This is a genomic window from Streptomyces sparsogenes subsp. cuspidosporus, from assembly GCF_039532705.1.
GTDB classification, from domain to species: domain Bacteria; phylum Actinomycetota; class Actinomycetes; order Streptomycetales; family Streptomycetaceae; genus Streptomyces; species Streptomyces sparsogenes.
On the sequence record NZ_BAAASD010000001.1, the window covers coordinates 461,244 to 479,837 of the forward strand.

Here is an 18,594-nt window from a genome sequence, read left to right on the forward strand (position 1 = left end):
ACGCCGCACGGATTTCGCACCGCTCGGCGCACGGAATCCGTACGACTTGCCCCGCCCGGCCTCCATCTCCCTGGCAATGGCCGGCTTCCTCACACTTCAGGAGAGAGATGACCAACGTCGCACCCGCCGCCACGCCGGGACTCATATCCGACCCCGTCAACGCCCAGAGGCGGATCCTGCGCGTCCTGGTCGCCTCCCAGATCCTCAGCGGCGCGGGTCTCGCCGCGGGCGTCACCGTCGGCGCCCTCCTCGCCCAGGACATGCTCGGCACCACCAGTCTCGCCGGACTGCCCAGCGCCCTGTTCACCGCCGGCTCCGCACTCGCCGCCGTCAGCGTCGGCCGCATCTCCCAGGCCCGCGGCCGATGCCCCGGCCTTGCCACCGGCTACCTCACCGGCGCCGTCGGATCTGCTGGCGTCATCACCGCCGCCGTCCTCGACAACCCCGTCCTGCTGTTCATCGCCCTGTTCGTTTACGGCGCCGGCACGGCCACCAACCTCCAGGCCCGCTACGCCGGAGCCGACCTCGCCCCGGCCGGCCAACGCGCCCGGGCCGTCTCCAGCGTCCTGGTCGCCACCACCCTCGGCGGCGTCGCCGGACCCAACCTCGCCGCCCCCGCCGGCACCCTCGCCGAACACCTCGGCATCCCCCACCTCGCCGGACTCTTCGTCATCTCCGGCGCCGCGTACGCGCTGGCCGCCCTCGTCCTCGCCCTCTGGCTGCGCCCCGACCCGTTGCTGCTGGCCCGTGCCGTCACCCAGGCCAAGGAAGCCGCCGCCGCAGCCAACCGGGCCACCACCGATACCGCCGACACGGACAAGGGCCGCAGTGGTGTGGTCCTGGGCGCGCTGGTCATGATCCTCACCCAGCTCGTCATGGTCGCGATCATGACGATGACGCCGGTCCACATGCACGACCACGGCCACTCCACCGCCGCCTCCGGCCTCGTCATCGGCATCCACATCGGCGCCATGTACCTGCCGTCACCTCTGACCGGCGGGCTCGTCGACCGCTACGGCCACATGAAAATCGCCGCCGCCTCCGGCATCACCCTGCTGGCCGCCGGGTTCCTCGCTGCCGTGGCGCCCGGCGACTCGGTCTTCCTCCTCGCGCTCGCGCTCGCCCTGCTGGGCCTCGGCTGGAACTTCGGCCTCGTCTCCGGCACCGCGATCATCATCGACACTGTGCCGCTCGCGACCCGCGCCAAGACCCAGGGCCTGGTCGACGTCTCCATCGCCATCGCCGGCGCCACCGGCGGCATGGCCTCCGGCATCATGGTCGCCGCCACCAGTTACCCCGCCCTCGCCCTCACCGGCGGAGCACTCTCTCTCGCCCTCCTGCCCGCCGTCGCCGCCACCGCCTACCGCGCCGGTGCACGCCCTACCCGAGCAGGCGCCCCCTGGCATGCGGATGCCCCGGAAGACTGACGCCGACCTCGATCCACCGCGCCGCCGGCGGGCCTGTCAGTGGGCGGCGGCGAGCTCCTCGATGTGCTCGGCGAAGCCGTCCGTGAGGAGAACGGTAGGACGGTGTCGTCGATGTCTCGGTCGCGATGGGCACGTACCGGAACGACCGCTTCGGCGGCTTAGGGGAGGACGGTCATCCGTACGCTCGCGGTCGCCATTTCCAGGCGGGCGGCGAGGTCGCTGTTCTGCGGTGCGGCTACCGGTGGGCGCCGGGTGAGGGGTGCACCGTGTGCGCCAGCACCAGGTGCTCGTTGGGCAGTCCGCGTACGGGTCGGCCTCTCCGATGTCGCCGCGCACCTGACCGACGCTGCCGCGGGGGTGAGCACTTCGGTTTTCCGAACCCCCGGTGCGGGGGCGGGCACGATCGATCGCGGTGCCCCGGCGCGCCGAGGATGAGGACATGGCTGAGATGGCGACAGACAGCAGGACGGAGACCGCCGCCCGGGCGGAGGACCTGCACCGTGAGTACGGGCGCGGCACCGCCGCCGTGCGGGCGTTGCGCGGGGTGTCGGTGAGCCTCGCGCCCGGGACGTTCACGGCGGTGATGGGGCCGTCGGGCTCCGGCAAGACCACCTTGCTGCACTGCCTCGCGGGGATGGACCGGCCCACCCGGGGCTCCGTCTGGTGGGGAGGTACCGAGGTGTCCCGGCTGCCCGAGCGGCGGCTGGCGGAACTGCGGCGCAGCCGGGTGGGGTTCGTGTTCCAGGCGTTCAACCTGATGCCGGCGATGACGGTCGCGCAGAACGTCGAGCTCCCCGGCCGGCTGGCCGGGAAGCGGCCTGACCGGGGTCGGGTGCTGGACGCGCTCGGCCGGGTGGGTCTTGCCGGGCGTGAGCGGCACCGGCCCGGGCAGCTGTCCGGCGGGCAGCAGCAGCGGGTGGCGATCGCGCGGGCGCTGGTCTCCCGCCCTGAGGTGCTTTTCGCCGACGAGCCGACCGGCGCGCTCGACCGGGCCACCGGCCACGAGATCCTCGCCCTTCTGCGGGCCGGCGTGGACCAGGAGGGACAGACCTGTGTGATGGTGACCCACGATCCGGTCGCCGCCGGATACGCGGACCGGGTGCTGCTGCTCGCCGACGGCCTCGTGGTGGACGAGCTCGGCCGGCCCACCGCCGCCCAGGTCGGCGAACGCCTGAGTCGGCTGGGCGGGTGAGCGCGATGACCTCGCTCGCCCTCGGGCAGATGCGCCGGCGCCCGGCCGCCTTCCTCGGCCTGGCGGTCGCGCTCTTCCTCGCCATCGCCACCGTGACGCTGTTCGGCTCGCTGTTCGCCGCCGATGTCACTTCCCCCACGGTGGCCCGGAAGGCGGCCGACGGTCCCGGACTGATGGCGATCGCCGGCGCCTTCGGTGAGATCGCCGTGCTGGTGGCGTTCTTCGTCGTGGTCAACGCGTTGGGCTTCGCTCTCCGTCAGCAGCACCGCGAGCTGGCCCTGCTGCGCACCATCGCGGCCACGCCCCGTCAGGCGCGGCGGCTGGTCCGTGGCCAGGTGATCGTGACCACGTTGCTGGTGGCCGCGCCGGGCTGGGCGGCCGGTGCGACGGGGGCCCGGAGCCTGCTCGCCGAGCTGCGGCGGTGGGGGATGGCGGGGCCGGGCGTGCGGGTGCCGGCGACACCGGTGCCGATGCTGGTCGCGCTGGCCGCGGCGCTCGCCGTCGGCCTGGCGGCCTCGGCCGTCGCGGCCCGGCGGATCTCCCGGATCCCGCCCGCGGCCGCCCTCACCGCGAGCTCGACCGAGCACGGTCGGACGGGCGCACCGCGTCTGCTCGCCGGGATCGGCGCGCTGGTGGGCGGCGGCCTGCTGCTGCGACTGGCCGCGACGCGGCCGGCGGAGCGGTCGGACGAGGCGGGGCAGGCGGCGTTGCTCGGCTCGCTGGTACTGCTGATCGCGGTCGCCCTGGCGGGCCCGCTCGCGGCGCGGGTCGTAGCGGCCGTGTTGGGCGCGCCGGTACGGGCCCTGGCACCCGGCGCGGGGTGGCTGGCCGACGCCAACCTGCGCGGGTACGCGCGGCGACTGTCGTCCGCGGTGGTGCCGGTCACGCTGCTCGTGGGGCTGTCGGGCACCATGCTGCTCATGACACACACCGCCGGGCGGGCCGCGGGCGCGACCGCGACCACCGTCACCTCCGCCACGGACACCTGGCTGCGTCAGGCGGAGTTGGCGCTGCTGGCCTGTTTCGCCGCCGTCTCCACCGTCAACACCCTGGTCGCCGTGACCGCCGAGCGGCGCCGCGAGTTCGCGCTGCTGCGGATGGTCGGCGCGACCCGGCCGCAGCTGCTGCGCATGCTGACCGCGGAGGCGGTGCTGACCACGGCGGTGGGCGTCCTGCTGGGCGCGGGGGTCGCGGGTGCCGCGGCGGCGGCGTTCAGCACGGCGGTGGCCGACTCGGCGGTGCCGTCCGTTCCGGTGGCCGGCTGCTTCTGGATCGTCGCGGGCGCGGCGGCGCTGACCGTCCCGGGGATCCTGGTCACGGGCCTGTGGGCGGTTCACGGCCCGGCGGCGGCGCTGGTGGGCGGTGGCCGTGACTGAGCGCGGCGGTGGGTCGGCTGCCGAGGGCGCGGGCTGCGAACGGACGTCCACCCGCCCTGGCACTCGGGCCACGGTGAGCGCGCCACCCGCCGACTCGGCGCGCTCCCCAGGTCCGGGCGGGGCGGCTGAGGTGTCCGGGGCCGGACGTGGCTGAACGGCGGCGATACCTGTCCGTCCGGGGCGGCGAATGGGCCTTCGCCGCCGTCGGACTGCCACTCGCGCTGGTCGGCGGCGGCTACGCACTCGCCGTCCTGTACGCGGGGGCGCTGCTCTCGCTCACCGTGCTCGGCCTGCCGTTCGTGGTGGCCGCGCTGCTGGGCGCGCGGGGATTGGGCGCGCTGCACCGGCGGCTGGTCGGCCGGCTCCTCGGTGAGCGCGTCGAGGAGCCGGCGGCGCTGCCCCGCCCGGTGGGCGCGGTCGCCCGTGGCCGTGTCGTGCTGACCGACCCGGTCGCCTGGCGGACGCTGCTCTATCTGGTGCTGCGGTTGCCGCTCGGAGTGCTCGGGTTCGCCGCCGCCGTGGCGCTTCCCCTCGGCTGCGGCTGGCTGATCGGGTTTCCGCTCTGGGGCCGCCTCCTGGAACCGGGCCCGCGGCCGAACCCCTGGCTGGACTCCGCCTCCGCACTGCTGGGCCTGGTGCTGCTGTCCGCCGTGCCCGGCGCCCTGCGGGCGCTGAGCGGGGCGAACCGGCGGCTCGCCCGGCTGCTGCTCGGCCCCGCCCGTGCCCAGCAACGGGTACGGGAGCTGGAGACCGCCCGCGCCGCTCTGCTCGCGGAGAACACCGACCAGCTCCGCCGCCTGGAGCGTGACCTGCACGACGGCACCCAGGCCCGGCTGGTCGCCCTGGCCATCACTCTCTCGCTGGTCGAAGACGCGCTCGCCCCCGCCGCCGGCCCGGACCTCGGGCGGCTGCACACCCTGGTGGATCGCGCCCGAGGTCAGACCGACGACACCATCGCCGAGCTGCGGCGGCTCACCCGGGGCATTCATCCGGTGGCGCTGGACGGCGGCCTGGCCGAGGCGCTGCCGGGGCTCACCGCCACCGCGCCCGTGCCGGTCACCGTCCGCCTGGACCTGCGGGAACGCCCGGGCCCCGGGGTCGAAAGGGCCGTCTACTTCTGCGCCGCCGAGCTGCTCACCAACGTCGCCAAGCACAGCGGCGCCGGCTCGGTCGAACTCTCGGTCACCGCGGCCGACGGCCGAATCCGTCTGCTCGTGCGCGACGACGGCCGCGGCGGCGCGGCGCTCGGCGCCGGCACCGGCCTGACCGGCCTGGCCGAGCGGCTCGCGGCGGTGGACGGCGTCCTGCGGGTCGACAGCCCGCCCGGCGGGCCCACCGTGGTCACCGCGGAGCTGCCGGCCCGTCTGTGACGGATCAACCGCCGCTTTCCGCCAGGTAGGTCAGGACGGCCTTCACCCGCCGGTTGTCGGCGTCCGACGCCCGCAGGTCGAACTTGGTGAAGACGGCGGCGACGTGCTTCTCCACCGCCCGCTCCGACACCACCAGCAGCGCGGCGATGGAACGGTTGGAGTGGCCCTGTGCCATCAGCTCGAGCACCTCGCGCTCGCGCGGCGTCAGGGTGTCCACCCGCCCGCGCCGGCCACCGCGCATCAGCTGGGTGACCACCTCCGGGTCGAGTGCCGTGCCCCCGCCGGCGACCCGGTGCAGCGCGTCCATGAACTCGGAGGTGCGGGCCACGCGTTCCTTCAGGAGGTACCCGATGCCCGCAGCGCCACCGGCCAGCAGCCGGGAGGCCCAGACGGTCTCGACGTGCTGGGAGAAGACCAGGATCCCGACCTCGGGCGTCCTCGCCCGGATCTCGACGGCGGCGCGGATGCCGTCGTCGGTGTGTGTGGGCGGCATCCGGATGTCCACCACGGCTACGTTGGGCCGGTGCTCGACCACCGCGGCGAGCAGGGCGGGCGCCGTCCCCGCCGTGGCCACCACCTCGCATCCGCGGGCGGCGAGCAGCTCGACCATCCCGTCACGGAGAACGACGGAGTCCTCGGCCAGTACCACGCGCAGGTGCCTGTTGATCACGGCATCATTATCGAGCCTCCCACACCGTCCGCCGCGAGAACACCTCCACCTCACCGAGTCCGTGCACACCGTCCTTGACGCGGCGCACTCACCCGCAGCACGGCGGATCTGCGATGTCACGCAGCCGCCGCTGCCCTGCTGACCGCTGCACCCTTGTCCACTCCCCTCGGCGCCACGCCTGCAGCCCCCACGTGGCGTACGCCGGATTCGGCGTGCGGCGGTGTCGCGATATGGGTTGCGGCCCGTACTGCGGGCGCTGCTGTGGACGGTGTGCGGCCTGGCCGGAATCGCCGCGTTCGGGCTGCTCATGGATCTGATCACGCTGATGCTCGGCCAGAGGGCGGACAGTTGGGCCTCCGCTGCGAACCACGCGCTGGCGTGGAGACGGCGGCTGTCGGCCCTTGGCGGTGCTGATCACGCCGGATCAGTGGGGCGACGCACCTCAGTTGCTCCCGGTCCTTGAGCGCGTTCGCGTGCGACGGCCGGGTGGCGGTCACCCGCGCACCCGGCCTGATCACCTCAGCGGCGATAAGGCGTACTCATCCCGTCGTGGCCGCCGGTACCTGCGCAGGCGCCGGATCGAGCGCACCATCCCCGAACCGAGGAACCAGCGGGCCAACAGACAGCACCGTGGCAGCCGGGGCGGTCAACCTGCCGGCTTCGACAAGTCGCTCTGCAAACGCAGGAACGAAGTCGAGCGAACGATCAACGCCCTCAAGGGCTTCCGCGCCGCACACCCGATCCGATAAGAGGGCATACATCCTCGAAGGCGCCGTGACCGTCGCAGCCATGCGCCTCTGGCTGCGCTCATGACCCGCCGCACGGCCCTTGGGCGCGTGCGGTCAGCTCAGCCGGGCATCGGCGTACACGGTCATCGCATCGCGCTGGTAGACGGCGAGACCTTCGGCGATCTTGTCGAAGTTTGCCCGCATCTGCGGGTCGTCGACATAGGTCTGGCCCACTCCCTTGTACGCGGCCGCGGTCGGGGTCCAGAACCGGCAGATGGCCTGGTAGTTGGCGTCCACCTCGGCCTGTACCGCAGGGTCGGATACCGGCGTGCCGGCCACCATGAACTCCGCCATACGGATCATCTGCGCCGTCACCTCACGCTGCCAGCTCTCCATGTCCTCGGAGGTCATCGCGTCGACGGCCTGCCGGGACTGCTCCCACGCCTGCGGCCATCGTTCCCGTACCTCGGCCTCGGCCTCGGAAGGCGCCTGGAACCCCTCGAACAGGTTCTCCGGCTTGTTGATCTTGGTCATATGGTCCTTGCCTCTACCTTCTTCCAGTTCGGCGATGGTGCGCCCGACCGTACGGGCCAGCGTCTCCAGCCGGTCCCGTTCCGCGAGCAGCCGTTCGCGGTGCTCACGCAGCACGGCCACCTGGTCGAGCTGGCTGTCCAGGACCGCCTGGATCTCGCGCAGCCCCAGGCCCAGCTCCCGCATCAGCAGGATCTGCTGCAACCGCAGCAGATCGGCCTCCTCGTAGTAGCGGTGCCCGTTGCTCCCGATCCATGCAGGCGGCAGCAGGCCGATCTCGTCGTAATGCCGCAGCGCCCGCGATGTCACCTTGGACATCCGCGCCACCTCCGCGATCGACCAGGCCATTACCGGTGCCTCCCTCGCCGGGCCGGTCTCTCCGGCCACGCACATGACCGTAGAAGTTGCCGCAACGGAAAGCGCAAGCCCGAAACCCTAGGGGACAGGCACCAGGGCCGGACCCGTCGGCCAGACCCTCATGCTCGGGGCGGCTTGGCCTTCGTGGCGTGGCGGGCGGCCTTGTAGGTCTCGGGGAGGAAGCGGTGTTCGAGGGCGGTGCGCTTGGTGGCGTCGCCGCCGACGATTTCGGCGCGTCCGTTCATCAGGGCGAGGAAGCCCTGGCGGGCGACTTCCTTGCTGCTGTTCTTCTTCATGCCGGGGCCGAAGGCGGTGTGGTTCATGCTTGCGCGGGCGTGGAAGTCGCTGTCGGCGGCGCCGGGCATGAGGCAGGTGACGGTGACACCGTGCTCTTTGAGTTCCGCGCGCAATCCGAGGGCGAACATGCGGGTGAAGGCGCGGGAGGGCCCGTACACGGTCTCGTAGGGGGTGGGCAGGGTCGCCGACAGCGACGAGGTGATCAGGATGCGGCCGCGGCCGTTGCCGGCCATGTGCCGGGCGACGTGCGTGGCCAGATGGACGACGGAGTGGGCCGGACGAGGCGGCCGGACAAGACTCCCGCCACGCGTAGACCCGACGCCGTGTCCCGCCCGGCCCGACGGCTTCCCGCGCGCTCCAGCACCCCCACCAGCAATAAGGCGATCACCTCCGCTGGCGCGGCCCCAGCATGGCTGAAGACCCCGAGGACGGAGTCCGGTGGTCTTCAGAGCGTCGTACGGGTGCGGACGCCATGGAGCTGCGCGGCGTGTAGAACCTTGTCGAGAACCTGATTTCCGACCTTCGGCCTGACTGAACAGAACCGCTGGTCAGATGCCATGCCCTGGCCGCTGGCAGCGCCGAGCGAGGGAGTGCGGAGAGATCCCGGCCGACCCCCACACGGGCTGGTCGCGCCACACCGTCACCGTCCCCGGTCTCCGGCGCGGAGCCGCCTGAGCAACGGGTCCCCGGCGTCCATGTCCACTTCGGTGGGCACCGGCCGCGTACCGGTCGGTTTGAGCGTGGGAACGCTCCCCGCGCGCGGCTCGGCACGCTCGGGCCACACCCGTCTGCCGGATCACGGCAAGCGGGTCTCGCTGTCGGCGGAAGCGGGCCGCCACCGGCTGATCACGCCCCGCCAGACACGCGTAAACCTTCCCGCCAGATGTGTGCATAACGGGCTAAGGGGAGGAAAGGGAACCGAGGTCTCTTCGGTCATCGCGATGAAGAAGGCCCGTCCCAGCCGGGTTTGCGGCGTGGTGCTCCACCGAAGCCCCGGAAGGTGTACAAGCAGGGAATGGATCAGGTCACGCCCCAGACCCTGGCGCTGCCAGGTGTCGAGGACCCAGATCTCCAGGATCCTTCCTGTGCGGCATTCGCGGCAGACGCGGAAACGGAGCCGTCCGATGACGGTTTTCCGGCGGTCGAGCAGCACTATCTCGGCGGTGGTCCGCGCATCCGCAGAACCCGTTCCCATTTCTTCCGGCACAGCTCGATCACCTCTCAGAACCGAACATCGCTCCGGTGCCGGAGCGACACTCCCGGACCGTGGAGCCGCCGATCGTGACGAAGAGACCGGTGAAGAACGCCGGGTCGGCCGTCGCTGACGCGACCCCACCGTCGGGCGCGATGTGGATCAGTCCGGGGGAGCCGCCGCCGGCGAGTGCGCCGCCGGCGAGGAAGAGGACGGAGGTGGAGAGCACGGTTCGTGCCGCCAGGTCCGAGAGCGGCACCGCTGCGAGAAGTGCGACACCGAACACCACCATGAGCATCATGGCGTGCGCCTCCGACCGGACGAGAGAGTTGCCCCCTTGTTGCCGACCCGGGTTCCCGGCACACCAGGCGAAACCATACCCGTCCTTTGCGTCTTTGGCGGGCCACTCTTGGGCATGGTGAAGGCGTGAACACTGCCGGATCCTTCTCGGACGGCTTGACCGGTCACTCGGTCTCCGCGGTTCCTCGCGGCCGAGGGGTTCCGCCGAGAAGTTCGCCCAGGCCCTGGCGGGCGGCGGCCGGCACCACGCGGTCGTGCGGACGCAGGACGTAGCCGGGGTGAAGGTCCCAGCCCAGGCCGGGCTCCCGGTCGGCACCGTCGTACGGGAGCGTGGCTGCCAGGTCGCGCAGCCGGTCCGTCGGGTCTGCCGCGTCCAGGGCGATCACGCGCCAGGCTCCCGGTCTGAACGCCTCGGCGACCGTACGGTCCTCCAGCTGTGGATGGCCGGCGACCCGCAGGGCGGCGAAGAGCAGTACGGTGCGTCCACCGGTATGGCACCGTGGCGGTCCTGATCGGCGCCGACAGCATAGGTTGATCCTTCGTGCTGCCCGATGTTTCGGATGCTCAGTGGCGGCTTGGAAGAAAAGTTGAAGAAAGTTGTCGTCGAATGTCGAGGCTCCGTCTCCCGCGCCGACTGAAGGGTGACAGCGCGCCAGCGGGGCGCGCGGGATGGGGAGGACACCCGAGATGAAGTACGTCGCGATGATCTACGGCAACCAGGCCAAGTGGGACTCCTTCCCGGCCGAGGCGTGGCCGGAGGCGATCGCCAAGCAGGAGGCGTTCAACCGGAAGTACCGGGAGAGCGGCGAACTCCTGGGCGCCTATGGCCTCGCGGACGCCGCCGCCGCGCAGCTGGTGCGCCGCAAGGACGGTGCCCCGGCCGTCACCGACGGGCCGTACCTGGAGACCAAGGAGTACATCGCCAGCTTCTACCTGCTGGACTGCGAGAGCCTGGAGCGGGCGCAGCAGATCGCCGCGGACATGCCGTTCGCCGACGTGGAGCCGGTAGAACTGTGGCCCGTCCTCCACGAGTCCGCGGCGGACATGTGAGCGCCGTTTCCCACGGGATCGAGGACCTGCTGCGCGATCTGGCGCCGCAGGTCCTCGGCGCGCTCGTCCGCCGGTACGGCGCCTTCGACGCGTGCGAGGACGCCGTCCAGGAGGCGCTGCTGGCCGCCGCCCTGCAGTGGCCCGAGGCGGGGGTGCCGGACAATGCCCGGGGCTGGCTGGTGACCGTTGCCTCCCGCAAGCTGGTCGACCAGGTGCGCAGCGAGGCGGCACGCCGCCGCCGCGAGGACGCCCTCGCGCTGGTCACCCCGCAGTCCGCACTGCTGGCCTGCGCCGCCGACGCCGCACCCGCCTCCGACCGGGACGACTCTCTGGCCCTTCTGTTCCTGTGCTGCCACCCCTCGCTGTCCCCGCCGAGCCGGATCGGGCTGACCCTGCGCGCGGTCGGCGGCCTGACCACCGCGCAGATCGCCGCAGCCTTCCTGGTCCCCGAGGCCACGATGGCCCAGCGCATCAGCCGGGCCAAACAGTCCATCAAGGCGGCCGGCACCACCCTCTCCCTCCCGGAGGACCCCGAGGGCACCGCCGAGCGGCTGGCCGAGGTCCGGCACGTGCTCTACCTGATCTTCAACGAGGGCTACACCACCAGCGGCGGAACCGACCTCACCGCGCCGGAGCTGTCCACCGAAGCTGTCCGCCTCACCCGGCTGCTGCACCGCCTCGTCCCCGAGGACGCCGAGACCGCGGGGCTCCTCGCCCTGATGCTGCTGACCGACGCGCGCCGCCCCGCCCGCACCGGACCGCATGGCGAACTGGTGCCCCTGGCGGAGCAGGACCGCGGCCGGTGGGACCGCCGGCTCATCGCGGAAGGCGTGGGCCTGCTCAGCCGTACCCTGCCCCGCGGGCAGGTCGGCCCCTACCAACTGCAGGCGGCCATCGCCGCCGTCCACGACGAGGCCGGGAACACCGACGCCACCGACTGGCACCAGATCCTCGTCCTGTACGACCTCCTGGAACAGCTCGGGCCGCCGAACCCCGTCGTCAGCCTCAACCGCGCCGTCGCCGTCGCCATGGTCCACGGCCCGGCCGCCGGCCTCGAGCTGCTGACCGAGCTGGAGGACGACAAGCGCCTGGCGAACCACCGCCACAGGCTGCTCGCCACCCGCGCCCACCTGCTGGAGGCACTCGGTCAGCACCAAGCCGCCGCGCATGCCTACCGCGAGGCCGCCGCCCGCACCGCCAGCGCCCCCGAACGCCGCCACCTCACCGACCGAGCGCACCGTCTGGAGGCCCCGGCATGACCTGGAGGCTTCCGAAGCCATGATCCACCTCGCCATGACCGACCTGGTGGCCCGCCGCCTCATCGGGCGGGGCGACCGTCTCCTGGCGCGACCCGGCTCCCTGGGATCACGGGATCAAGCGCCCGGTTCGGACAGCAGCGGCCGCAGCCGCGTCGCCGCCAGGCGCCGGGCCAGGGCGTGGGGCCTGTGGTGCAGGGCGGCGCCCAGGGGCAGGGCCACCGCTGTCCCGATCACCAGCCCGGCCGCTACGTCGTGCGGATAGTGCGCCCCCACCCACACCCGGGAGGCCCCCATGGCCAGCGCGGCGAGGCTGGCCACGGCGCCGAGCCGGGCCGAGACGAACCACAGCGCCGCCGCGGCGGCCGCGGCCAGCGCCGCGTGGTTGCTGGGGAAGGACCAGTCGCCCGGTGCCGGGCAGGTCTCGAGGACGGCCCGGTGCAGGGTTTGGCAGGGCCGGTCCTCGCGCACCACCTGCTTCAGCCCGTCGTTCACCGCGTACGCCAGCACCACGATCACCGGGGCGGCCAGAGCCTGCACGGCCGCCTCGGGACCGCAGCGGCGCGCGCGCCACCAGCCGGCCACCATCAGCACCGCGAACAGCGCGAGCCCGTAGGCCGACCACGCGGAGACCAGACCGTCCAGCCAGCCGGGGGTACGGTGTGCCAGGTCGACCACCGCGGTGTACGCGGAGCCGTCGATCCGGGAGCCGTCGTAGGCGAGGATCATCGGCGGGCCTCCTTCCGGCGGGCGGCCCGGGCGCGCAGCAGCTCGGCTGCCAGCGGCAGCAGGGACAGGACCACGATCAGCGCGATGAGGGGGAGCAGATACCGATCGACGTCCGGGATGGACGACCCCAGGGCGAATCCGGCGACCACCAGACCCTGGGTCCACAGCAGCCCCCCGACCGTCTGCCACAGCGTGAAGGTGCGCGGCGGTACGCCGAGCGCCCCCGCCATGGGGTTGAGGACCGTGCGTACCACCGGCACGAACCGGGCCAGCACCACCGCTCGCGCCCGTCCGTAGCGCTCCAGCAGTTCCCCGGCCCGGTCGGCGCCCGTCCGCAGGCGGGGCGAGCGGCCTCGGGCCAGCAGTGCGGCTCCCGCCCGCCGGCCGAGCAGATAGCCGCACTGGGCGCCGAGGAGCGCCCCGGCGGCGGATGCGACCATGACCCCGGGCAGCGAGAGTTCGAGTCCGCCCGACGTGCCGGTGGTGCACAGCAGTCCGGCGGTGAAGAGCAGTGAGTCGCCCGGGAGGAAGAACCCGATCAGCAGCCCGGTCTCGGCGAACAGCACCACGGCGATGCCCAGCACCCCGAACGCGGACAGCAGGGACTGGGCGTCCAGGATGTTCACCGCGAGGGGTGGGCCGGCGGACAGGTCGAGGGTCACAGGCGCGGTCCCTTCGCGGTCGGAACGGAGCAGAGACGGAACGGAGCAGAGACGGAACGGAGCAGCACAGAAGCAGCACGGAAACGGAGCGGGGCCCTCAGGCCTCGCAACGACTACAATCCAGTAGACCGTCTACGACACTGTAGACGAGAGAGGGGAGAGGTGGCATGCCGATGCCCGGCAAGCAGCCCGAGCGCAGACCGGCGGGTGAACTGGAGGCCGGCGTGATGGCCGCTCTGTGGGCTGCCTCGGGGCCGCAGAGCCCCGGTCAGGTGCAGCGGAGCCTGGGGACGCCCCTCGCCCGCACGACGGTGACGACGATCCTGACGCGGCTGTACGAGAAGGGGGTCATCGGCCGTGAGCGGTCCGGGCGCGGCTTCGCCTACTTTCCGCTGCAGGACTCCCACGGGCTGACCGCCCAGCGCATGCACCGCGAGCTCGACCGCGACAGCGAGCGCGAGGTCGCCCTGGCGCGCTTCGTCGACCAGCTCAGCGACGACGACGAGCGGCTGCTCAGGGAGCTCCTCGAAGCCGGTGATCAATGATCGCGCCGCTGCTGGTTCCGCTGCTCGTACCCTGCGCCCTGCCGCCGCTGGCCCGCCGCGCCGCCGCGCGCCTGACCCCCGTCGCCGCCCTGTGGTGGCTGACCGCGACCACGGTGGTGCTGGCCGTTTGCTCGCTGGTCGCGCTCGGCGCGCTCACGCTGTACGGCCTGTTGGCCCTCCCGGCGTTCGCCGCCCTCGGGGATCTGATCCACCCTCTCGGCGCCACGCCCGCCCTGCTGCCGCTGGCCTCGGCCGCCACCGGGGCGCTGGCGGTCTGCGCCTGGACGCTGCCGCGCTCCGCGGCGCGCCAGATCGGCGACTACCACGCGGCCAAGGAGGCGGCGGACAGCCGGCCCACGGCCGGCGACCTCTGTGTGATCGACAGCCCGGAGCCGGACGCCTATGCCCTGCCCGGCAGCCCGGGCCGGATCGTGGTGACCACCGCCATGCTCCGCAGCCTCAGCCCGGCCGAGCGGGAGGCGCTGTTCGCCCACGAGCGGGCCCACCTCAGCGGCCGCCACCACTACCACCTCGCCGCCGTCGGACTCGCCGCCCACTGCCACCCCGGGCTGCGCCCCGCCCGCGCCGCCGTCCGGCTGGTCGCGGAGCGCGCCGCCGACGAGGCGGCCGCCGCCACCACCGGCGACCGGCGGCTCACGGCCCAGGCCATCGGCCGTGCGGCCCTCGCCGGCCGTGCGGCCCGCCGCCGCCCCACCATCACGCCCGCCGCCACCTCCGGCCCGGTGCCCCAGCGGGTCGCGGCGCTGCTGCGCCCGCCGTTGCGGCGCGGCCCGGTGTCCGTCGCGAGCGCACTCCTCGCACTCTGCGCGTGCCTCTCCCTCGCCGGAGCGGGGGCCGGGGCGCTCTCCCTCCACCAGAACATCGAGATCGCCCAGGGGGAGTGGCCGAGCGGGTGAGCCCATGGGCCCGCGGACGAGGGCCCGGTGCAGCGCGCGTACGGTGTCCACGAGCCGGGAGGCGGGGCACGGCACGAAGAGCCGGGTGTCCCTCGCGCGGAAGGTCTCGTACGGCACACGCTCCCGGGCCGGTGCGTCGCGGATCGTCGCGAACACCTCGGGGCACGCCCGCGGACCGGGCCCGATGAGTGAGACCTTGCCGATGCGGTCCCGGTAGGTCACCCGCTCGTATCCGATCGCGCCACGGCGGGTCCGCAGGGCGGTCATCGCGGTGGGCCCGTCCGTTCTCGGGGCACAGCGCGATGTCCGCGCTGTGCCCGTCCGGGCTCGCCGTGCCGTGGGACCCGACCGCCTCGATCCCGGCGTCGCCCGGGCCCCCGGGAATCCCCGCCGCCGACCGGATACGCCCCGGTACGCCGAAAGCGGTGATCTCCATGCCGGAGGTTTGCCGCCCGACGCGGACGGACGGGACGTGTGCCAGGCGATGCGCGCCGACGGCTTCCTCGCCCCGGTGATCTTCCTGACCGCCCGGCACCAGCTCACCGTCCTCCTGTCCGGATTCTCCGCCGGAGGCGACGACTACCTGCCCAAGCCCTTCCACCTCGCCGAACTCGCCACCAGGCTGAGAGCCCTACTCAGACGGGCCGCCACCACGGCGGTGGCCTCGGGCGGGGATCTGGTCCTGGACGCGGTGGACCACGGCGTGACCGTGCACGGTGTCCGCGTCGCCCTGACCCCCACCGAATTCCGGCCGCTGGCCACACTCGTCGCCGCGGACGGGACCCTCGTGCGCCGCCGCGATCTGGTGCGGACCGGGGACTCAGCCTGGGAGCGGAGTGAAGGCGCCGGCGTGGTCCGCCACATTTCCCTCGTGGGCCGGTGTGCCGGTACGCCGCGGGCCATCGCCATTGTCGGGATGACCAGGGGATTCCGGCTGCGTTCAGAGATCATCGGCGCGTCGCCGGCCCTACCGCCCTGGTTGCCGACCGCCGTCCCTCGCGGCGCGGCGCAGCAGTGGGGTGAGGCGGTGCGGCACCAGTTCGCGCATGGCCAGGGCCGTCGTTGTGCGCTCGACGCCGGGGATGGCGAGGATCCGCCCCGCGATCCCGTACAGGTCCTCCGCATCCGTGGCGACCACCCGTACCAGCAGATCGGTCTCGCCGCTGAGGCCGAAGACCTCCACGACCTCGGCGATGCCCTCCAGCGCCTCGGACACCTCGGCGAGCCGACGCTGATCGACCCGTGCGGTGACGAACGCGGTGAGTGGGTGGCCCAATGCGTTGGGGGCGATCCGGCGTTCGAAGGAGCCCAGCGCGCCGCCCTGCTCCATTCTGGCCACTCGTGCCTGGACGGTGTTGCGGGACAGCCCCAGCTGTTCGGCCAGCGCGACGATGGTGGCCCGTGGATCGGTAGCCAGGGCGAGCAGGATCCGGGCGTCCGTGGCGTCAAGGGTTCGTTCACTGGTCATGATGCTCGGTCGTCGCCCCTTGTTTGGTCTGGGATATGAGCAGAATGCTCAATCGCATAGGCGCATCTTGTGCAATCGGAGAGCCACCTGTCTACTAACGGGGCACAACGTGCAAATTCTCCAGGGCATGGTTCTGACTGCGGAGGTGGTCTGTGATGGTCGCGGAACTGAGTGCGGTCGGCGGCAACGGCCGGGTCCGTGCCCGGGAGGAGGAACTCGCCGTGCTCGAGGCGGTCGGGCAGCGGGTGCTGTGGCTGTCCACCGCGATCATCGACCATGCCAATCGGGTGCGGCCGAACCCTTCGGGGCTGAAGGTGGGCGGTCACCAGGCGTCCAGTGCCTCGATGACCTCGATCATGACGGCGCTGTGGTTCCACGCGCTGACCGCTGAGGACCGGGTGTCGGTCAAGCCTCATGCCTCACCGGTGCTGCACGCCATCAACTACCTGCTGGGCGAGCTGGACGAGTCCTACCTGACCACGCTGCGTGCCTTCGGCGGTCTGCAGAGCTACCCCAGCCGGGCCAAGGACCCCGACCCGGTCGACTACTCCACGGGCTCGGTCGGTATCGGCGCCACCGCTCCCCTGTGGGGCGCCCTCGCGCGGCGCTACGTGGAGGGCCGCTTCGGCGGGGCCGGGAGGGGACGGCAGTATTCCCTGCTGGGCGACGCGGAGCTGGACGAGGGCGCGATCTGGGAGGCGATCCAGGACCCGATGGTTCCCGGACTGGGCGAGGTGGTGTGGGTCGTCGACCTGAACCGGCAGTCCCTGGACCGGGTCGTTCCCGGTATCGCCGCGAACCGGCTGCAGGGCATGTTCGCCGCGGCCGGCTGGCAGGTCATCACCCTCAAGTACGGGCACGCGCTGCGCGAGTTGTTCGCGCGGCCGGGCGGCGAGGCCCTGCACGCCCGTATCGACGCCATGGACAACGCCGAATACCAGCGTTTGCTGCGCTGCTCCGCCGAGGAGCTGCGCGAGCGCCTGCCAGGCACCGGCTCCACCGCCGGGCCGATCGCGGACCTGATCCTCTCCCTGGACGACGCATCGCTGCCGGCGGCGCTGCGCAACCTGGGCGGCCACGACATCGGCGCGCTGATGGACGCGTTCGACAGCGTCGACGACACCCGCCCGACCGTCATCTTCGCGTACACGGTGAAGGGCTACGGGCTGCCCACCGAGGGCCACCCGCAGAACCACTCCTCACTGCTGACCGCCGACCAGATGAGGACCCTGGCCGAGCGCCTGGGGACCGACCCCGACCAGCCGTGGGCGAACTTCCCCGACGGATCGCCCGAGGCGGCCCGGTGCGCGGCGGCCGCGGGGCGGTTGCGCCGCCCCGGACACGCGGCGCGGCAGGTCCCCGCGGTCCCCGCCGACCTCGCCCGCCCGGCACCGACCGGCTCCGGCAACACCCAGCAGGCTCTCGGCCGCGTCCTGCTGGACCTCACCCGGCGGGCGCCGGAGGCGGCCGCCCGGATCGTCACCGTCAGCCCGGACGTCAGCTCCTCCACCAACCTGGGCGGCTGGTTGAACAAGGTGGGCGTGTGGTCGCCCACCGAGCGCCCCAACTGGTTCGCCGATGACGCCGAAACGATCCTGCACTGGCGGGAGCGGCCCACGGGCCAGCATGTGGAGCTGGGCATCGCGGAGACCAATCTGGTCGGCCTGCTGGGTGAGCTGGGTGCCACCTGGAGCCGCTGGGGTCAGCCGCTGCTGCCCATCGGCGTCGTCTACGACCCCTTCGTCAACCGGGCCCTGGAGCCGTGGTCGTTCGGCATCTACGCAGGCGGTCAGTCAATCCTGGTGGGCACGCCGTCCGGTGTCACGCTCGCCCCGGAGGGCGGCGCCCACCAGTCGATCACCACGCCCTCGCTGGGCATCGAACAGCCCGGCTGCGTCACCTTTGAGCCCGCGTTCGCCATCGACACCGAATGGTGTCTGCTCGCGGCACTCGGCAACCTGGGCAAGCCGGAGGGGAGTTCGGCCTATCTCCGGCTGTCCACCCGGCCCGTCGACCAGTCCGCGGCCGACGTGCCCAGCGACCCGGCCGCCCGCGAGCGCCGCCGCCGGCAGGTGACAGCCGGGGCCTACCGGCTGCGCCGGCACGAGAATCCGGTGGTGACCCTCGCCGCGATGGGTGCCCTGGTCCCGGAGGCCCTGGCCGCCGCCGACCGGCTCGCCGCCCTCGGGCACGGCGCCGACGTCGTCTGCGTGACCAGCCCGGACCTGCTCTTTCGCGCGCTCCAGGCCCGCCGCGGCCTGTCGCAGGACCCGAGCTGGGTCCTCGACCAGGTCTTCCCCGCCGATCGGGCCACCCCGCTGGTCACCGTGGTGGACGGCCATCCGCACACGCTGGCCTTCCTGGGCACGATCCACAACACGCCCGTCACCACCCTCGGCGTGACGCGGTTCGGCCAGAGCGGTTCGATCGAGGACGTCTACCGCTACCACGGCATCGACACCGACAGCCTCATCACCGCCGCCCTCGACCTCGTCGACTGAACGAGACGAGCCCTTACGCGGCGGTC

General features: G+C 72.7%; 17 protein-coding genes and 3 pseudogenes. 11 read left to right on the forward strand and 9 right to left on the reverse strand.

Features of this window, described 5'->3' with window-relative positions; translation table 11 throughout:
* Nucleotides 1-107: 107 nt before the first annotated feature.
* The 4 genes from ABFY07_RS01815 (at nt 108) to ABFY07_RS01830 (ending at nt 5,365) form a co-directional block, all read left to right on the forward strand.
* Nucleotides 108-1,427 carry an MFS transporter gene (locus ABFY07_RS01815; RefSeq protein WP_346172691.1) on the forward strand — a complete coding sequence of 440 codons (1,320 nt, stop codon included), beginning with the start codon at nt 108-110 and terminating at the stop codon, nt 1,425-1,427.
* Between the two features lie 439 nt (nt 1,428-1,866).
* On the forward strand, nt 1,867-2,619 hold the full coding sequence (locus ABFY07_RS01820; RefSeq protein ID WP_346172692.1) for an ABC transporter ATP-binding protein: 753 nt from the start codon (nt 1,867-1,869) through the stop codon (nt 2,617-2,619).
* 5 nt (nt 2,620-2,624) lie between these two features.
* Nucleotides 2,625-3,995 carry an FtsX-like permease family protein gene (locus ABFY07_RS01825; protein ID WP_346172857.1) on the forward strand — a complete coding sequence of 457 codons (1,371 nt, stop codon included), beginning with the start codon at nt 2,625-2,627 and terminating at the stop codon, nt 3,993-3,995.
* A gap of 146 nt (nt 3,996-4,141) precedes the next feature.
* Entirely contained in the window at nt 4,142-5,365 is a 1,224-nt protein-coding gene (locus ABFY07_RS01830; RefSeq protein ID WP_346172693.1) for a sensor histidine kinase, read from the forward strand.
* A 4-nt stretch (nt 5,366-5,369) separates the two neighbouring features.
* Here ABFY07_RS01830 and ABFY07_RS01835 read toward each other — a convergent pair whose 3' ends face one another.
* Nucleotides 5,370-6,035, reverse strand: a complete 666-nt coding sequence (locus tag ABFY07_RS01835; RefSeq protein ID WP_346172694.1) for a response regulator — start codon at nt 6,033-6,035, stop codon at nt 5,370-5,372.
* Nucleotides 6,036-6,367: 332 nt separating this feature from the next.
* Here ABFY07_RS01835 and ABFY07_RS01840 point away from each other — a divergent pair.
* Nucleotides 6,368-6,848: pseudogene (locus tag ABFY07_RS01840) on the forward strand (transposase); the annotation flags it as partial.
* A gap of 29 nt (nt 6,849-6,877) precedes the next feature.
* On the opposite strand, the gene ABFY07_RS01845 reads toward ABFY07_RS01840, so the two are convergent.
* The 5 genes and pseudogenes from ABFY07_RS01845 to ABFY07_RS01865 all read right to left on the reverse strand — a co-directional run.
* Complete coding sequence (locus tag ABFY07_RS01845; protein WP_346172695.1) at nt 6,878-7,642, reverse strand: MerR family transcriptional regulator; 765 nt, start codon at nt 7,640-7,642, stop codon at nt 6,878-6,880.
* A 128-nt stretch (nt 7,643-7,770) separates the two neighbouring features.
* Complete coding sequence (locus tag ABFY07_RS43030; RefSeq protein WP_428836831.1) at nt 7,771-8,181, reverse strand: SDR family NAD(P)-dependent oxidoreductase; 411 nt, start codon at nt 8,179-8,181, stop codon at nt 7,771-7,773.
* A 563-nt stretch (nt 8,182-8,744) separates the two neighbouring features.
* Complete coding sequence (locus ABFY07_RS01855) at nt 8,745-9,155, reverse strand: GNAT family N-acetyltransferase (protein WP_346172696.1); 411 nt, start codon at nt 9,153-9,155, stop codon at nt 8,745-8,747.
* Between the two features lie 7 nt (nt 9,156-9,162).
* Complete coding sequence (locus ABFY07_RS01860) at nt 9,163-9,441, reverse strand: hypothetical protein (protein ID WP_346172697.1); 279 nt, start codon at nt 9,439-9,441, stop codon at nt 9,163-9,165.
* A gap of 163 nt (nt 9,442-9,604) precedes the next feature.
* Nucleotides 9,605-9,939, reverse strand: a pseudogene (locus ABFY07_RS01865) (potassium transporter TrkA); the annotation flags it as partial.
* A 188-nt stretch (nt 9,940-10,127) separates the two neighbouring features.
* On the opposite strand from ABFY07_RS01865, the gene ABFY07_RS01870 reads away from it, so the two are divergent.
* Nucleotides 10,128-10,490 (forward strand): YciI family protein, encoded by a 363-nt coding sequence (locus ABFY07_RS01870; protein ID WP_076971482.1) that lies wholly within the window; start codon nt 10,128-10,130, stop codon nt 10,488-10,490.
* Nucleotides 10,487-11,749 carry an RNA polymerase sigma factor gene (locus tag ABFY07_RS01875; RefSeq protein ID WP_346172698.1) on the forward strand — a complete coding sequence of 421 codons (1,263 nt, stop codon included), beginning with the start codon at nt 10,487-10,489 and terminating at the stop codon, nt 11,747-11,749. The genes ABFY07_RS01870 and ABFY07_RS01875 overlap by 4 nt, the downstream gene beginning before the upstream one ends.
* 114 nt (nt 11,750-11,863) lie before the next feature.
* Here ABFY07_RS01875 and ABFY07_RS01880 read toward each other — a convergent pair whose 3' ends face one another.
* Both ABFY07_RS01880 and ABFY07_RS01885 read right to left on the reverse strand, forming a co-directional pair.
* Nucleotides 11,864-12,475 carry a phosphatase PAP2 family protein gene (locus tag ABFY07_RS01880; protein ID WP_346172699.1) on the reverse strand — a complete coding sequence of 204 codons (612 nt, stop codon included), beginning with the start codon at nt 12,473-12,475 and terminating at the stop codon, nt 11,864-11,866.
* Nucleotides 12,472-13,137, reverse strand: coding sequence for a DedA family protein (locus ABFY07_RS01885; protein ID WP_346172700.1), 666 nt, complete (start codon nt 13,135-13,137; stop codon nt 12,472-12,474). The genes ABFY07_RS01880 and ABFY07_RS01885 overlap by 4 nt, the downstream gene beginning before the upstream one ends.
* 167 nt (nt 13,138-13,304) lie before the next feature.
* Here ABFY07_RS01885 and ABFY07_RS01890 point away from each other — a divergent pair, with 167 nt between their 5' ends.
* The 3 genes and pseudogenes from ABFY07_RS01890 to ABFY07_RS01900 form a co-directional block, all read left to right on the forward strand.
* On the forward strand, nt 13,305-13,682 hold the full coding sequence (locus ABFY07_RS01890) for a BlaI/MecI/CopY family transcriptional regulator (protein WP_428836832.1): 378 nt from the start codon (nt 13,305-13,307) through the stop codon (nt 13,680-13,682).
* Nucleotides 13,679-14,599, forward strand: a complete 921-nt coding sequence (locus ABFY07_RS01895; RefSeq protein ID WP_346172701.1) for a M56 family metallopeptidase — start codon at nt 13,679-13,681, stop codon at nt 14,597-14,599. Before ABFY07_RS01890 ends, ABFY07_RS01895 begins: the two co-directional genes overlap by 4 nt.
* A gap of 451 nt (nt 14,600-15,050) precedes the next feature.
* Nucleotides 15,051-15,416: pseudogene (locus ABFY07_RS01900) on the forward strand (response regulator transcription factor); the annotation flags it as partial.
* 150 nt (nt 15,417-15,566) lie between these two features.
* Here ABFY07_RS01900 and ABFY07_RS01905 read toward each other — a convergent pair.
* Nucleotides 15,567-16,067 (reverse strand): Lrp/AsnC family transcriptional regulator, encoded by a 501-nt coding sequence (locus ABFY07_RS01905; protein WP_346172702.1) that lies wholly within the window; start codon nt 16,065-16,067, stop codon nt 15,567-15,569.
* 155 nt (nt 16,068-16,222) lie between these two features.
* Here ABFY07_RS01905 and ABFY07_RS01910 point away from each other — a divergent pair, with 155 nt between their 5' ends.
* Nucleotides 16,223-18,568 carry a transketolase-like TK C-terminal-containing protein gene (locus ABFY07_RS01910; RefSeq protein ID WP_346172703.1) on the forward strand — a complete coding sequence of 782 codons (2,346 nt, stop codon included), beginning with the start codon at nt 16,223-16,225 and terminating at the stop codon, nt 18,566-18,568.
* Nucleotides 18,569-18,594: the final 26 nt, after the last annotated feature.

What these genes read in the sequence shown, in the direction of transcription:
- ABFY07_RS01815 (WP_346172691.1), top strand. Translation starts at nt 108, where the DNA reads ATGACCAACGTCGCACCCGCCGCCACGCCGGGACTCATATCCGACCCC.
- ABFY07_RS01820 (WP_346172692.1), top strand. Translation starts at nt 1,867, where the DNA reads ATGGCTGAGATGGCGACAGACAGCAGGACGGAGACCGCCGCCCGGGCG.
- ABFY07_RS01825 (WP_346172857.1), top strand. Translation starts at nt 2,625, where the DNA reads ATGACCTCGCTCGCCCTCGGGCAGATGCGCCGGCGCCCGGCCGCCTTC.
- ABFY07_RS01845 (WP_346172695.1), bottom strand. Translation starts at nt 7,642, where the DNA reads ATGGCCTGGTCGATCGCGGAGGTGGCGCGGATGTCCAAGGTGACATCG.
- ABFY07_RS43030 (WP_428836831.1), bottom strand. Translation starts at nt 8,181, where the DNA reads ATGGCCGGCAACGGCCGCGGCCGCATCCTGATCACCTCGTCGCTGTCG.
- ABFY07_RS01860 (WP_346172697.1), bottom strand. Translation starts at nt 9,441, where the DNA reads ATGATGCTCATGGTGGTGTTCGGTGTCGCACTTCTCGCAGCGGTGCCG.
- ABFY07_RS01870 (WP_076971482.1), top strand. Translation starts at nt 10,128, where the DNA reads ATGAAGTACGTCGCGATGATCTACGGCAACCAGGCCAAGTGGGACTCC.
- ABFY07_RS01880 (WP_346172699.1), bottom strand. Translation starts at nt 12,475, where the DNA reads ATGATCCTCGCCTACGACGGCTCCCGGATCGACGGCTCCGCGTACACC.
- ABFY07_RS01890 (WP_428836832.1), top strand. Translation starts at nt 13,305, where the DNA reads ATGCCGATGCCCGGCAAGCAGCCCGAGCGCAGACCGGCGGGTGAACTG.
- ABFY07_RS01895 (WP_346172701.1), top strand. Translation starts at nt 13,679, where the DNA reads ATGATCGCGCCGCTGCTGGTTCCGCTGCTCGTACCCTGCGCCCTGCCG.
- ABFY07_RS01905 (WP_346172702.1), bottom strand. Translation starts at nt 16,067, where the DNA reads ATGACCAGTGAACGAACCCTTGACGCCACGGACGCCCGGATCCTGCTC.
- ABFY07_RS01910 (WP_346172703.1), top strand. Translation starts at nt 16,223, where the DNA reads ATGGTCGCGGAACTGAGTGCGGTCGGCGGCAACGGCCGGGTCCGTGCC.